Origin of the sequence: Streptomyces sp. NPDC056527, assembly GCF_042794475.1 — a bacterium.
Lineage (GTDB): Bacteria > Actinomycetota > Actinomycetes > Streptomycetales > Streptomycetaceae > Streptomyces.
Genome location: NZ_JBHTTQ010000023.1, coordinates 70,487 through 83,623, shown reverse-complemented (window position 1 = coordinate 83,623; position 13,137 = coordinate 70,487). Strand labels below are relative to the sequence as shown.

Sequence of the window (13,137 nt, the reverse complement as noted above, 5' to 3'; positions counted from 1 at the left end):
CGCCCCCCGCCGCACTCCTCCGCCGGGGGCCGCGGGCTCTGCTTGTGTGACGAGATGGGATTGACGGCAATCGGGTGGTGTGGGGCGGGAATCGCAACTGACCGCGGCCCGGCCGTAGTCCTCGTCGGCAGTGGCAGGACAACCGAGGAGGAACTCATGACTGCACTCCAGTCTTTCACCGCGGCCCCGACCGTAACGGCGGACCTGGACCCCTACCGCTTCCCTGCCGCGTTCCTCGACGACCTTCCCGAGGAGACGGACACCCGGACGCACATCGCGCACGGCTTCATGGAGACCGGCGACTACCCGCTGCCGGCCCCCATGGCGAGCACGCGTCTGTCCGTGGCGCTCGATCCGGCGGACCGGCGTCGGCTGGATCTGCACGCCGCGCTCACCACGGCGGGCATCGCCCCGCTGCCGGGCGACCTCGACGCGATCGAGGCGCTGTGCACGCTCGACGACTTCACCCACATCGCGCTCCAGCGGTGGATCACCCGCGCCGCGTGACGACGGTGAGGGTGGCCGCGTCGCCGCGGCCACCCTCGTCCCGGACGCCGGAGCGCGGAGGGATCAGAACTCGTCGGCGCCGTTGCGCAGCTCGTGCGTCCAGTAGCCGGTCCTGGCGACCGCGTCGTCGACGGCGATGCCGCCTGCGGGCGCCTTGACCACCTTGCTGCCCTCGGCCGGACCGTCCTTGGCGAAGAGGTTCACGTTGAACGACGTCACTGCGCGGTTCTGCTCGTCGACTCCGCCGTCGTTGATGCGCACGGCGGCGTAGGCGGGGGCGCCGGCGGACAGGACGACGGGCGTGCCCGGCTTGCTCTTGGGGACGGACGGAACGTCCTTGGCCGTCTGGATGTCGCCGAAGGCGATCAGCGGGTACTGGAGCAGGGTGCAGGAGCGGCCCGAGACGTTCGTGGCGGTCAGGGTGATGTGCGTGGTGGGTACGCCGTCCTGCTTGACCGCGGAGATCTTCACGTCGTCGGCGGTGCAGGCCGGGGTCCTGCCGTCGTTCTTCTTCTTGGTGCCGGTCTGCGCGGCGGACGTCGTCGGGGTCGACGCGTCCCCACCGGAGGTGCCGGCGCTCGCGGAGGCCCCGCCGGTGCTCGTCCGGCCGTCCTGTCCGGTGCCGCTCTCCGTGGCGCCGGTGCCGGGCGTGCCCTGGGAGACGGACGCGGCGGCCTTCTTGTCCTTCGTGCCGGCGTCGTCCGCCCCGCCGCAGGCGGTGAGTGCGAGGGCGAGTGCGGCGGTGGTGGCGGCAAGGACGGTGGTGCGAGTGCGGAAGGTACGCATGTGAACTCCCCGTAGGTGGTGGCCGACCGCCTCGTCCGGCGGCCTGGTCACCACCGTGCCGCCGTGGCCGCCACGGCCGCCAGCTCCCACCGCCGGTACGGGACGCTGGAACGTTCCACCCCCTCTGGCCTGCGGGAACGCGCCAACCCAGAACGCGGGATGGAACGTTGGACCGTGGTGCGCCGGCCGCCAGGGGGCAGGCTGTCAGCGGGGGCGTCTACGGTTCTGCCGTGCCGAACTCCTACACGACCCTGTGGACCAACGATCTGTGCCGGTACCTCGAGCGATCCGGCTACGGCGGCCTGCGCCTGACGATGCTGTTCGGCGGCCCGCACCAGTCGCTGCCCAGCTTCGAGCGGGCAGGCGTGAAGCCCGGTGACACGATCTATCCCGTCCGGGCCTTCCGCACCCGCCTGCATGTGCTGGGTGCCATGGAGGTGTCGCGGATCATCCCGTACGAGGACGCGGGGGCGGAGCTCGACGACGAGGACTACGCGAAGCTGCTGGACTGGAGGGCGCTGAAGGCGGGCGGCGTCAGCGAGGTGCTGCTCGGGCCGCCCGGTTCTCCCCTCGCGTTCGACACGGTCGTCCCCGCCGATCTGCTGGCGCGGCTGACGTTCACGTCCCGCCGGGGCGAGCGCAGGCTCAAGCACGTCGAGGACGGGCGGCTGATGAGGTCGGCGAGCGTCCAGGGCATCTACCGGCTCGCCGCCGACTCCGCCGCCGAGCTCAGGCAGCTCGTCCTGGACCGCAGTAGGTGATTCCTGGGCGTCGGCGGAGAACTCGTCCGCGGGGAGTTCGTCCCCGGAAACGACGAGATCCCGCCCGATCTTTCGATCGGACGGGATCTCGTCCTGCGCTTGTGGACCTGTGGGGATTTGAACCCCAGACCCCCTCGATGCGAACGAGGTGCGCTACCAGACTGCGCCACAGGCCCTTGCGACGTGTGAAACATTAGCATCCCGATCGGGGTGCAAGGAAATCCGTTCCCCCGCAGGTCAGCCGAGGGGCCTGACGGCCCCCCGGCCGGTGGTCATTCGTTGGCCGCGCGGGGGCGGTCGTCGTCCGCGTACTGGTCGAAGAGCGGGGTGCGGCCGTGGTCGCGCTGGCGGCGCGGCTGGTTGGTGCGCTGACGCGGGGCTGGCGCCGGGGTCGGGGACGGTGCCGGCGTGGGGTCCGCGGCCGTGGAGGAGCGGGCCGAGCTCCAGGTCTCCGGGTCCGTGATGTCGACGCCGCTCGTCGCCCGTGGGGCGACCGGGGCGGTGACGTAGGTGGGGAGCGGGACCGGGACCGGGTCCCAGCTGTCGCCGCGGGCCGGGCCGCGCTCGCGCTGCTGGTCCACCCATTCCGCGTGGTCCGTCTGCTCGACGAGCGCGCGGCGGCCTGCCTCCTGCGGGGAGACCGAGGGCGCGGGTTCGGGTTCCGGGCGGGCGGGCTCCTCGTCGGTGTCCGGCGTGGGCTGCCGGCGCTGGGGCCGGCTCTCGCGCAGGCGTGCCGCGGCGGCTTCGGCGCGGCGGCGGTCCATCACGTACACGAAGCGCCGGCGCTCCGTGGTGCGCAGATGCACGATGTACGCGCTCAGCAGCACCGCGGGGACCGCCGGGGCCCACAGGAACGCGAGGCCGCCGACCGCGGCGACGACCGCGCCCAGGGTGAAGGCGAGGAAGAGGACGACCGTGGTGCGCCGGCGACGGGCGAGGACCTTGCCGCGGCGGGCGCGCTCGGCGGCCGCCTTGGAGGGCCTTCGCGCGGCGGCGGGTGCCGGGGCGGGCGCCTGTTCCGGGATCTCCAGGCGGGCTTCCGTCCTGGCCGCGGGCGCGGAGAAGGCCCGGACGTCGACCGAGCTGAGATGCTCCGTCTCGACGTCCGGGTCCACGTCGGGCTCCGCTTCGTCCGCCCTACGGTCCCGGCCCTTCAGCTCCTTGGCGTATCGGCGCTCCATCCCCGCCCGTCCGGACAGCAGCCGGATGGCGGTGCTGAAGCGTTCCGTCGGACGGGCCTCGTTGAGCTCGTCCTGCCTGCGGAGCCACATCGGTACCAAGTAGGCGGCCCAGGCCCCGACGATGACTGCGTAGATGAGGCCGCTGCTGCTCACGCTTCACACCGTAGAGGGGTTCCGTTACGGGCATCGGCCAATTGGCCCGGTGTGTCGCACGATCTGGCTGATATCACTGAACTTTTTTGTGATTGTTCAGATCGATTGAGGATCAACTGCTGATTGAATTCGAACACTTATTTCATTGGGCGGGGTGCGAGGGACGTGCCTGGTGCCAGCGGCGCAGCAGCCCCTCGGGCACCTCCTCGGCGGTGAGCGCGAAGACGAGATGGTCCCGCCACGCCCCGTCGATGTGGAGGTAGCGCGGCCGGAGCCCTTCCTCCCGGAATCCCAATTTCTCCACGACCCGTCGCGAGGGGCCGTTCTCGGGCCGAATGCAGACTTCCATCCGGTGCAGTCCGACCGAACGGAAGCAGTGGTCCACGGCGAGCGCGACCGCCGTCGGCATGACGCCGCGTCCGGCCACCGCGCTGTCCACCCAGTAGCCGACATGGCCCGAGCACATCGAGCCCCAGGTGATCCCGGCCACGGTCAACTGACCGACGAGCTCGCCCCGGTACTCGATCACGAACGGCAGCATCCGGCCGGCGTTCGCCTCGGCCCGCAGATGGCGGACCATCTGCCGGTACGTGGGCCGCTGGGCGACCGGACCGCCCGGGGCCGGCGGCGGTACCGTCGCCTCCCACGGCCGGAGCCAGTCGCGGTTGCGCCGGTTGACCTCGCGCCAGGCCCGCTGGTCTCGCATCTTTATCGGGCGGAGCACGACGTCTCCGTCCGAGAGGATCACGGGCCAGGACGGGATCATGACGGTCTCGGGTGGTCGCCGCCGCGGACCTGGTCGACCGCGTGCCGCAGGAGCGGTTCCAGTACGGCGATGCCGTCGCGGACCCCGCCCGAGGAGCCGGGAAGGTTCACGATCACGGTCCCGCGCGCGACACCGGCGAGACCGCGGGATAGCGCCGCGGTCGGCACCTTCTCCCGCCCGTACGCGCGGATCGCCTCGGGGATGCCGGGGATCTCGTGGTCGAGGACCCGGCGAGTGACGTCGGGGGTCCTGTCGGTCGGCGAGATGCCGGTTCCGCCGGTGGTGAGGATGACGTCGTACCCGGCCTCGACCCCGGCCCGGAGCGCGGCCTCGACCGGCGCGCCGTCCGGGACGACCTGCGGGCCGTCGACGGCGAAGCCCATGCGGGCCAGTCCCTCGGCGAGCAGCGGGCCGCCCTTGTCCTCGTAGACGCCGGCCGCCGCCCGGTTGGAGGCGGTGACGACGAGGGCGGAGTACGGGGCGGCGAGGGCGCCGCCGAGGTCCGTGCCCGCCGCCGGGGCGTCGTGGGCGTGGTCCTCGTGCTCGTGCGCCCCGGTCACCCGGCCGCCGCGCGTCACGACTCGGCCCCTTCCCGGGTCCAGTCGCCCGACTTGCCGCCCGTCTTCTCCTCCACCCGTACGTCGGAGATGACCGCGCCCTTGTCGACCGCCTTGATCATGTCGACGACCGTCAGCGCGGCCACCGAGACCGCCGTCAGGGCCTCCATCTCCACGCCCGTGCGGTCCGTGGTCTTCACGGTCGCCAGGATCTCCACCGCGTCGTCCGCGACCGTGAGGTCGAGCGTGACGCCCGAGACGGCCAGCGGGTGGCAGAGCGGAATGAGGTCGGGGGTCTTCTTCGCGCCCATGATCCCGGCGATCCGGGCGGTGGCGAGCGCGTCGCCCTTCGGTACGCCTTCGCCCCGAAGCAGCTCGATCACGCGCGGCGAGACGAGGACGCGGCCGCTGGCGCGTGCGGTCCGCGCCGTGACGTCCTTCGCGGAGACGTCGACCATGCGGGCCGCACCCGCCTCGTCGATGTGGGTGAGTCCTTGCTGCGTGCTCATGGCCGTGACACTCCCGGTCGCTGTGTGGGACGCCACGGTACCGCCACCAGGGCCTCCTCAGCCGAGGAGGACCACGTCCAGCTCCTGCCCCGGCTCCACGGCCGTGGCCTCTTCGGGGACGACGAGCAGGCAGTTCGCATGCGCGAGCGCCGCGATCAGATGGGAACCCGCTCCGCCCACAGGAGTGACGGCGCCGGACTCGGCGTCGTACGTCCCGCGCAGGAACTGACGGCGGCCGGCCGGGGACGAGAGCGCCTTGTCGGCCTTGAGCACGGCGCGGACCCGGGGGCGGTGCAGATCGTCGAGACCCATCAGGGCCCGGATCGCGGGCCGCACGAAGATCTCGAAGGAGACGTACGAGGAGACCGGGTTGCCCGGCAGGGCGAGCAGCGGGGTGTGCTCGGGGCCGATCGTCCCGAAGCCCTGCGGCTTGCCCGGCTGCATCGCCAGCTTGCGGAAGTCGACCCGTCCGTCGGCGGTCAGCGTCTCCTTGACCACGTCGTACGCGCCCACGCTGACGCCGCCCGTGGTGACGAGCAGGTCGGCGCGGATCAGCTGGTCCTCGATGGTGGCCCGGAGCGTCTCGGCGTCGTCGGTGACGGCGCCGACGCGGTAGGCGATGGCGCCGGCTTCGCGCGCGGCCGCGGCCAGCGCGAAGCTGTTGGAGTCGTAGATCTGGCCCTCGGCCAACTCCTCGCCGGGCTGGACCAGTTCGCTGCCGGTGGAGAGTACGACGACGCGCGGACGCGGTCGGACCCGCACCGTGGCGCGGCCGATCGCGGCGAGCAGCCCGATCTGGGGCGGCCCGAGGACCGTGCCGGCCTCCAGGGCCAGGTCACCGGCCTGGACGTCACTGCCCCGTGCGCGGACGTGCGCGCGGGCCTCGGCGGGCCGGTGGACGCGGACCTCGCCGCCTGCGCCCTCGGGGGCCGCGCTCGCGGCGCGCATCCCGCTGGCCGCGCCCTCGCCCGTGCCGCCGTCGGTCCACTCGACCGGGACGACGGCCTCGGCGCCGGGCGGCAGCGGGGCGCCCGTCATGATCCGGGCGGCCTCGCCGGGGCCGACGACGGGCAGGCCGTCGGCGCCGGCGGCCACGTCGCCGATGACGGTCAGGACGGCCGGGAACTCCTCGGTGGCACCGGCCACATCGGCGACCCGGACCGCGTAGCCGTCCATGGAGCTGTTGTCGAACGGGGGCAGTGCGACCGGCACCGTGACGTCCTCGACGAGGACGCAGCCCTGGGCCTCCGGCAGTTGCAGCTCGATGGGTTCGAGCGGGGAGACCGCCGCCAGGATGTCGTCGAGGTGCTCGTCCACCGACCACAGGTCACGGGAGGGACCCGCGCAGGGGTCGGCGGACGCATCGCCGGACGGAACGCCGGCCGGATCGCCGGACTCCGGTGCCGCACTGCTGCTCAAGTGGCTACATCTCCTCGGTGACGTAACTGCGAAGCCAGGTCCGGAAGTCCGGGCCCAGGTCATCACGTTCGCACGCGAGTCTGACAATGGCACGGAGATAGTCCCCGCGGTCACCGGTGTCATAGCGCCGGCCCTTGAAGACGACACCGTGGACCGGGCCGCCGATCTTCTCGTCCTTGGCCAGCTTCTGCAGGGCGTCGGTCAGCTGGATCTCGCCGCCGCGGCCCGGCTCGGTCTCGCGGATTATCCCGAAGACGGCGGGGTCGAGCACATAGCGGCCGATGATCGCGTAGTTGCTGGGCGCCTCGGCGGGGGACGGCTTCTCGACGAGGTCCGTCACCTTCACGACGTCCGAGTCGATCGTCGCCTCGACGGCGGCGCAGCCGTAGAGGTGGATCTGCGACGGCTCGACCTCCATCAGCGCGATCACGCTGCCGCCCTCCCGCTCCTGGACCTCCACCATCCGGGAGAGCAGCGGGTCGCGCGGGTCGATCAGGTCGTCGCCGAGCAGCACGGCGAAGGGCTGGTCGCCGACGTGCGGGGCCGCGCAGAGCACGGCGTGTCCGAGACCGCGCGGGTCGCCCTGGCGCACGTAGTGCATGGTCGCGAGATCGTTGGACTCCTGCACCTTGGAGAGGCGCTCCGCGTCCCCCTTGCGGGTCAGCGCCTCCTCCAGCTCATAGTTCCGGTCGAAGTGGTCCTCGAGGGGACGCTTGTTACGGCCGGTGATCATGAGGACGTCGGAGAGGCCGGCGGTGACCGCCTCCTCGACGACGTACTGGATCGCGGGCTTGTCGACGACCGGGAGCATCTCCTTCGGCGTGGCCTTGGTGGCCGGAAGGAAGCGCGTGCCGAGACCGGCGGCCGGGATGACAGCCTTGCTGATCCTGGTGGGGGACTGAGTCATGGGCGCATGATAGCTGTTCGATATGAGAGGAAGATGGGCCTCCCATTGACTTCCCATGGATAAAGAGGGATACGAGAGGTTCGTGACATCACGTGAGTTCCCTGTGACGGGCGATACGTCCGAAAAGGCCGCCCTGCGTCGTCGCCTGCTCGCCGCCCGCGCCCAGCTGACCCTTCATGATGCCGAATCCACCGGGGAGCTGTTCGCCCGGGGTGCGCGAGAACTGGCCGAATTGGCGGGGGCGTCGACCGTCGCCGCCTATGTGTCGGTCGGCCGCGAGCCGGGCACGCGCGCGTTGCTCGACGTACTGCGCGAGCGGGGCGTCCGTGTCCTGCTGCCGGTGCTGCTGCCCGACAACGACCTGGACTGGGCCGCGTACGAGGGCGCGGAGAGCCTGGCGAAGGCGGGCCGGGGCCTGCTGGAGCCGACGGGGCCGCGGCTGGGCCCGGAGACGGTGTGCGAGGCGGACGTGGTGCTGCTGCCCGGGCTCGCGGTCGACGAGCGCGGGATGCGCCTGGGCCGGGGCGGCGGCTCGTACGACCGCGTGCTCGCCCGGCTCGCGCGGGCGGACGCCCGTCCGTCCCTGGTGGTCCTCCTCTACGCGAACGAGGTGGTCGCCCGGGTCCCAGAGGAACCGCACGACCACCCCGTGCACGCGGTGGTGACCCCGGAGGGGGTCAGGCGCTTCGCGCGCCCCTGAAGCCTGCTACGGCTTGAGGACCAGCGTCTCCTTCGTCGAGGCGTCGACCGCCGCCTTGCCGAAGGACCAGTCGAGCAGTTCGCCCTTGGTCCACGCCTCGGTCTGGTCGGTGTAGTGCGAGTGGTAGGCGTGCCCCGAGGCACCGGACAGGTTGATCCAGCGTGACCTGTCCCATTCGCCCACGTTGACGACCATCCGCATCGACGGGACCCAGACGACGTCGTAGCCGCCGGCCGCGTTCCAGCCGGTCGCGTTCACGGCCGCCTCGCCGCCGCCCAGGTTCCAGGGGCCGCGGTTGAGCAGCGACTGGACGAAGCCCGGTCCCGCGGTGCCGAGGGTCTGGTTCTTCAGGGTCAGCTGGTGCAGCCGGCCCCAGCTCCAGGTGGAGACGTCCTTGCCGAGCTTGGCGGTCAGCTCCCAGCGCGCGTCCTCCATGGCGCGGGCGAGCAGCTGGTCACGGTTCTCGGTGGCCTGGTCGGTGCGGTTGGCCTCGGTCTTCCACCAGTCGCTGTTCTCCTGCTTGAGGAGCGGGCGGACCACCTCGTACCAGCGGTCGCCGCCGTCCGGCTGCGCGGTGTCGCCGTCACGCTCGCCGCACTCCCGAACCCGCTTGTTCTGCTCGTCGACCGGGAGGCCGGTGGAGTCGGCCGGGCGGACGTTGATGCAGTCGCCCTCGGCCCGCAGCTCCTTGGGCAGCTTGTCGCCGAAGGCGAGCTTGAGGACGTTGCGCCAGACCGCGTTGAAGTACGCGGCGGCGGCCGAGTCGGGCTCCTGGGTGTAGTCCCAGCCCTCCAGCAGCTTCTGCGCCTCGCGGACGTAGGGGTCCGAGACGTCGATCTTCAGCAGGAGCGGGTTGAGGAGGGTCGCGATCTCGCTGCGGTTGTCCATCTGCATGGTCCGCATGTCGTCCGGCGAGATCTTGCCGCCGTCCTTGGTCTTCGACTCGATGAGGTCGTTGATCCGCTGGCTGCGCGAGCCGTAACCCCAGTCCTGCGTGAGGAGGTAGGGGTACTTGTCGGCGTCGACGACGGCCTGGTTGGCGGTGACGATGTAGCCGCGGTCGGGGTTCTCCTCGTACGGCAGCTCGTCGTACGGGATGTAGCCCTTCCACTGGTACGAGGAGTCCCAGCCGGGCGCGGGCACGGTGCCGTCGTGGCCCTTGGCGCGGACCGGGATCTTGCCGGGCGCCTGGTAGCCGATGTTCTCGGCGTCGGCGTAGATCAGGTTCTGGGAGGGGACCTCGAAGTGCTCGGCCGCGGCGCGGAACTGCTTGAAGTTCTTGGCGCGGTTGAGTTCGAAGATCGCGTCCATGGACTTGCCGGGCTGCAGGGCCGTCCACCGGAGGGAGACGGCGTAGCCGGTGCCCCGGTCCGGGGCGGCGTTGCCGACCGGCGCCTTCTGGCCGACCTTCTCCAGATCCGAGGAGCGGTCGGAGACGAGCGGGCCGTTGCCGGTCGAGCGGATCGTGATCTTCCGGCTGCCGCCGCCCGCGATCTCGATGACCTCGTCGCGGGTCGCGAACGGCTTGACCTTGCCGTCGACGAGGTAGCCCGCGTCCCCGACCTTCTCCAGGTAGAGGTCGGTGACGTCGGCGCCGAGGTTGGTGAGGCCCCAGGCGATGGTGTCGTTGTGGCCGATGATCACGCCGGGCGTACCGGAGAAGGTGTAGCCGGCGACGTCGTAGCGGCAGGTCGCCGAGACGGAGCGGCAGTGCAGCCCCATCTGGTACCAGAGGGACGGCAGCATCGGCGCGAGGTGCGGGTCGTTGGCGAGCAGCGGCTTGCCGGAGGTCGTGTACTTCCCGGAGACGACCCAGGAGTTCGAGCCGATGCCGTTGCCGTTGGGGCCGAGCAGCGCGGGGATCTCGTCGAGCGCGTCGGAGAGCGCGCCGAGCTGGGACTGCGTCCCCTCCAGGGCGCCGTCCGCGCTGCCGTTCGTGGCGCCGTTGGTGCCGGCGCCTTCGGTGGAGCCGCCGGTGCCGGTGGTCGCGTCGTCGGCGTCGCCGGAGCCGCCGCCCTTGCCCGCGCCCTCGACGATCGGCTGGTGCAGGTCGTACGGGTACTGCGGGTACAGCTCCTTGATCTGCGCGGCGCTCAGCCGGCTCGTCATCAGGGAGCGGTCGATCTCGTCCTGCATGTTGCCGCGCAGGTCCCAGGCCATCGCCTTGAGCCAGGCCACCGAGTCGACGGGGGTCCAGGGCTCGATCTCGTAGTCGTTGGAGAACGCCAGTGCCGCGTACTCGACCGAGATGTCCGAGGGGTCCCGGTCCTTGAGATAGGCGTTGACGCCCTCGGCGTAGGCCTGGAGGTTCTTCTTCGTCTCCGCCGACAGGACCTTGTCGTACTCCTGCTGTGCGACCTGCCGCCAGCCCAGGGTGCGCAGGAAGGCGTCGGTGTCGACCTGGTCCTTGCCGAACATCTCGGACAGGCGCCCCGACGTCATGTGACGGCGGACGTCCATCTCGTAGAAGCGGTCCTGGGCCTGGACGAAGCCCTGGGCGCGGAAGAGGTCGGCCTCGGTGTCCGCGTAGATCTGCGGAACCCCGTAGGCGTCGCGCTTGACCTCGACCGGGCCGGAGAGCTTGTCGAGCCGGAGTTCGCCCGTGGTCTGCGGGAACGAGGCCCGGACAGTGCTGACGCCCCAGTACCCGCCGTAGCCGACGCCCGCCACCAGTGCGAGGACCAGGACGAGGACGATCAGCGGGGCACGTCGCCCCTTCTTCTTGGCGGGAGGCGCGGTCGTGTTGGAGGGCATCTCTGTCCTTCGAGGGGCAGGGTGGTCCTGGAGTACGGGAGCAACCTTAGGCGCAGCGTCCGCGCGGCCCGGACGGGGTGTCGATAAGCGGACCGCACGAATGATCGAGGAGAGACCGGGAGAGACGCCAAGAGAGCGTCAAGAAAGCGTTAAAGATTAGGTAAGGTAACGAAGTACCGGCTGCTGGAGGAACGATCCGGCCGCACGCGAGGGGAAGGATCGCCCGCTGACTGTCCACCAGCTCAATGAACTCCTGCTCATCTGCTCGCTCGTGCTGCTCATCGCCGTCGCGGCGGTGCGGATCTCGTCCCGGAGCGGGCTCCCCAGCCTGCTCCTGTACCTCGGGATCGGGGTCGCCATCGGGCAGGACGGGATCGGCAACGTCGCCTTCGACAACGCCGAACTGACCCAGGTGATCGGCTACGCCGCACTTGTCGTGATCCTCGCCGAAGGTGGCCTGGGCACGAAGTGGAAGGAGATCAAACCCGCGTTGCCCGCGGCGGTCGTGCTGTCGACCGTCGGCGTCGCGGTGAGCGTGGGCATCACGGCCGCGGCCGCCCACTATCTGGTGGGCCTGGAGTGGCGGCAGGCGCTGATCATCGGCGCGGTCGTCTCCTCGACCGACGCCGCCGCCGTCTTCTCCGTCCTGCGCAAGGTGCCGCTGCCCTCGCGGGTGACCGGTGTCCTGGAGGCCGAGTCCGGCTTCAACGACGCCCCGGTCGTCATCCTCGTCGTCGCGTTCTCGACGGCGGGCCCCATCGACAGCTGGTACGTCCTTGTCGGCACCATCGCCATGGAACTGGCCATCGGCGCCGCCGTCGGCCTCGGGGTCGGCTTCATCGGCTCCTTCGGCCTGAGGCACGTCGCCCTGCCCGCCTCCGGCCTCTACCCGATCGCCGTCATGGCCATCGCGGTGGTCGCGTACGCGGCGGGCGCCCTGGCCCACGGCTCCGGCTTCCTCGCCGTCTATCTGGCCGCGATGGTCCTCGGCAACGCGAAACTGCCGCACGCCCCGGCCAACCGCGGCTTCGCCGAAGGCCTCGGCTGGATCGCCCAGATCGGCATGTTCGTCCTGCTCGGCCTGCTGGTGACCCCGTCCAAGCTGGTCCACGACTTCTGGCCGGCGGTGATCATCGGCCTGGTCCTGACGATGGTGGCGCGGCCCATGGAGGTCCTCGTCAGCCTGCTGCCGTTCCGGATCCCCTGGCAGGAGAAGGCCCTGATGTCCTGGGCCGGCCTGCGCGGAGCCGTCCCCATCATTCTCGCCACGATCCCGATGGTCTACGGGATCGAGGGCAGCGAGCGGGTCTTCAACATCGTCTTCGTCCTCGTCGTCGTCTACACGCTGGTGCAGGGGCCGACGCTGCCCTGGCTGGCCCGGGCGCTGAAGCTGGGCGACTCCTCCGAGGCGGCCGACCTGGGCGTCGAGTCGGCGCCGCTGGAGCGGCTGCGCGGGCATCTGCTGTCCGTCGCCATCCCGGAGGGCTCGAAGATGCACGGCGTGGAGGTCGCGGAGCTGCGCCTCCCGGCCGGGGCCGCGGTCACCCTCGTCGTACGGGAGGAGACGAGCTTCGTGCCCGGTCCTGCGACCGTGCTGCGGCACGGCGACGAACTGCTCGTCGTCGCGACGGACCCGGTACGGGACGCCACCGAGCGGCGGCTGCGCGCCGTCGGGCAGGGCGGAAAGCTGGCCGGATGGCTCGGGACGGGCGGCTCCACGGCGGTCTCCGAGCGGGGCCACAAGCACTGGCACGGGCCGCATCTGCCGGGCGGAAAGCGAACGTCCGGTTAATCACAGGCATAGATTCAGATCGAAGGGCGTTTTCCCAGGCGGAAAGACGCCCTTCCCTGTACCATGAAGGCACACTTGATCGAACCAACTCTGCCTGACGCAGAGCTGGCGCGACCGTATGGCGGCCGTGACGTCCTCCGCAGCGAGGCCCGGTATCTACCGCAGTTCCGCGCATGAGGACAGCTCTCGGCGGCACCCGCACCACCGTGCACGGGCGCGCTACCAGGCGGCAGAAAGGCAAGGACCGTGGTGTCCACGGTCACCGACCCTCGGCCTGACGCGCCCGCGGCGGCCTCGGAGCCCCAGGCGCCCGCAGCGCCCGAACGCTCCGCGGCGCCCGAAGCG

Annotated in this window: 12 protein-coding genes and 1 tRNA gene; 4 read left to right on the top strand and 9 right to left on the bottom strand. The window is 71.1% G+C overall.

Annotation, left to right across the window (positions count from 1 at the left end):
* Positions 1–156 precede the first annotated feature (156 nt).
* The gene (locus ACFQ7Q_RS14970) at positions 157–507 is read left to right on the top strand and encodes a hypothetical protein (RefSeq protein WP_383554355.1); all 351 of its coding nucleotides are present in this window, start codon (positions 157–159) and stop codon (positions 505–507) included.
* A gap of 63 nt (positions 508–570) precedes the next feature.
* On the opposite strand, the gene ACFQ7Q_RS14965 is transcribed toward ACFQ7Q_RS14970, so the two are convergent.
* The gene (locus tag ACFQ7Q_RS14965) at positions 571–1,293 is read right to left on the bottom strand and encodes a DUF4232 domain-containing protein (RefSeq protein ID WP_383554352.1); all 723 of its coding nucleotides are present in this window, start codon (positions 1,291–1,293) and stop codon (positions 571–573) included.
* Positions 1,294–1,523: 230 nt separating this feature from the next.
* Here ACFQ7Q_RS14965 and ACFQ7Q_RS14960 point away from each other — a divergent pair, with 230 nt between their 5' ends.
* Positions 1,524–2,054 (top strand): hypothetical protein, encoded by a 531-nt coding sequence (locus tag ACFQ7Q_RS14960; RefSeq protein WP_383554350.1) that lies wholly within the window; start codon positions 1,524–1,526, stop codon positions 2,052–2,054.
* A 102-nt stretch (positions 2,055–2,156) separates the two neighbouring features.
* Here ACFQ7Q_RS14960 and ACFQ7Q_RS14955 read toward each other — a convergent pair.
* The 7 genes from ACFQ7Q_RS14955 to galU form a co-directional block, all read right to left on the bottom strand.
* Positions 2,157–2,230, bottom strand: a tRNA-Ala gene (locus tag ACFQ7Q_RS14955).
* 96 nt (positions 2,231–2,326) lie between these two features.
* Positions 2,327–3,388 (bottom strand): gephyrin-like molybdotransferase receptor GlpR, encoded by a 1,062-nt coding sequence (gene glpR, locus ACFQ7Q_RS14950; RefSeq protein ID WP_383554348.1) that lies wholly within the window; start codon positions 3,386–3,388, stop codon positions 2,327–2,329.
* Positions 3,389–3,530: 142 nt separating this feature from the next.
* Positions 3,531–4,154, bottom strand: a complete 624-nt coding sequence (locus tag ACFQ7Q_RS14945; RefSeq protein ID WP_383554346.1) for a GNAT family N-acetyltransferase — start codon at positions 4,152–4,154, stop codon at positions 3,531–3,533.
* The gene (locus ACFQ7Q_RS14940) at positions 4,151–4,714 is read right to left on the bottom strand and encodes a molybdenum cofactor biosynthesis protein B (RefSeq protein ID WP_383554367.1); all 564 of its coding nucleotides are present in this window, start codon (positions 4,712–4,714) and stop codon (positions 4,151–4,153) included. The genes ACFQ7Q_RS14945 and ACFQ7Q_RS14940 overlap by 4 nt, the downstream gene beginning before the upstream one ends.
* Before the next feature lie 14 nt (positions 4,715–4,728).
* The gene (gene moaC, locus ACFQ7Q_RS14935; protein ID WP_329119549.1) at positions 4,729–5,220 is read right to left on the bottom strand and encodes a cyclic pyranopterin monophosphate synthase MoaC; all 492 of its coding nucleotides are present in this window, start codon (positions 5,218–5,220) and stop codon (positions 4,729–4,731) included.
* Positions 5,221–5,277: 57 nt separating this feature from the next.
* Positions 5,278–6,639 carry a gephyrin-like molybdotransferase Glp gene (glp, locus tag ACFQ7Q_RS14930; RefSeq protein ID WP_383554343.1) on the bottom strand — a complete coding sequence of 454 codons (1,362 nt, stop codon included), beginning with the start codon at positions 6,637–6,639 and terminating at the stop codon, positions 5,278–5,280.
* 4 nt (positions 6,640–6,643) lie between these two features.
* Positions 6,644–7,546 carry a UTP--glucose-1-phosphate uridylyltransferase GalU gene (gene galU, locus ACFQ7Q_RS14925; RefSeq protein ID WP_383554341.1) on the bottom strand — a complete coding sequence of 301 codons (903 nt, stop codon included), beginning with the start codon at positions 7,544–7,546 and terminating at the stop codon, positions 6,644–6,646.
* A gap of 55 nt (positions 7,547–7,601) precedes the next feature.
* Here galU and ACFQ7Q_RS14920 point away from each other — a divergent pair, with 55 nt between their 5' ends.
* The gene (locus ACFQ7Q_RS14920) at positions 7,602–8,246 is read left to right on the top strand and encodes a 5-formyltetrahydrofolate cyclo-ligase (RefSeq protein ID WP_383554339.1); all 645 of its coding nucleotides are present in this window, start codon (positions 7,602–7,604) and stop codon (positions 8,244–8,246) included.
* Between the two features lie 6 nt (positions 8,247–8,252).
* On the opposite strand, the gene ACFQ7Q_RS14915 is transcribed toward ACFQ7Q_RS14920, so the two are convergent.
* Positions 8,253–11,000 (bottom strand): penicillin acylase family protein, encoded by a 2,748-nt coding sequence (locus tag ACFQ7Q_RS14915; protein ID WP_383554337.1) that lies wholly within the window; start codon positions 10,998–11,000, stop codon positions 8,253–8,255.
* A gap of 271 nt (positions 11,001–11,271) precedes the next feature.
* Between ACFQ7Q_RS14915 and ACFQ7Q_RS14910 the strand changes: the two genes are divergently transcribed.
* Positions 11,272–12,792 (top strand): potassium/proton antiporter, encoded by a 1,521-nt coding sequence (locus ACFQ7Q_RS14910; RefSeq protein ID WP_383554334.1) that lies wholly within the window; start codon positions 11,272–11,274, stop codon positions 12,790–12,792.
* Positions 12,793–13,137 lie beyond the last annotated feature (345 nt).

What these genes read in the sequence shown, in the direction of transcription:
- ACFQ7Q_RS14970 (WP_383554355.1), top strand. Translation starts at nt 157, where the DNA reads ATGACTGCACTCCAGTCTTTCACCGCGGCCCCGACCGTAACGGCGGAC.
- ACFQ7Q_RS14965 (WP_383554352.1), bottom strand. Translation starts at nt 1,293, where the DNA reads ATGCGTACCTTCCGCACTCGCACCACCGTCCTTGCCGCCACCACCGCC.
- ACFQ7Q_RS14945 (WP_383554346.1), bottom strand. Translation starts at nt 4,154, where the DNA reads ATGATCCCGTCCTGGCCCGTGATCCTCTCGGACGGAGACGTCGTGCTC.
- moaC (WP_329119549.1), bottom strand. Translation starts at nt 5,220, where the DNA reads ATGAGCACGCAGCAAGGACTCACCCACATCGACGAGGCGGGTGCGGCC.
- galU (WP_383554341.1), bottom strand. Translation starts at nt 7,546, where the DNA reads ATGACTCAGTCCCCCACCAGGATCAGCAAGGCTGTCATCCCGGCCGCC.
- ACFQ7Q_RS14920 (WP_383554339.1), top strand. Translation starts at nt 7,602, where the DNA reads ATGGATAAAGAGGGATACGAGAGGTTCGTGACATCACGTGAGTTCCCT.
- ACFQ7Q_RS14915 (WP_383554337.1), bottom strand. Translation starts at nt 11,000, where the DNA reads ATGCCCTCCAACACGACCGCGCCTCCCGCCAAGAAGAAGGGGCGACGT.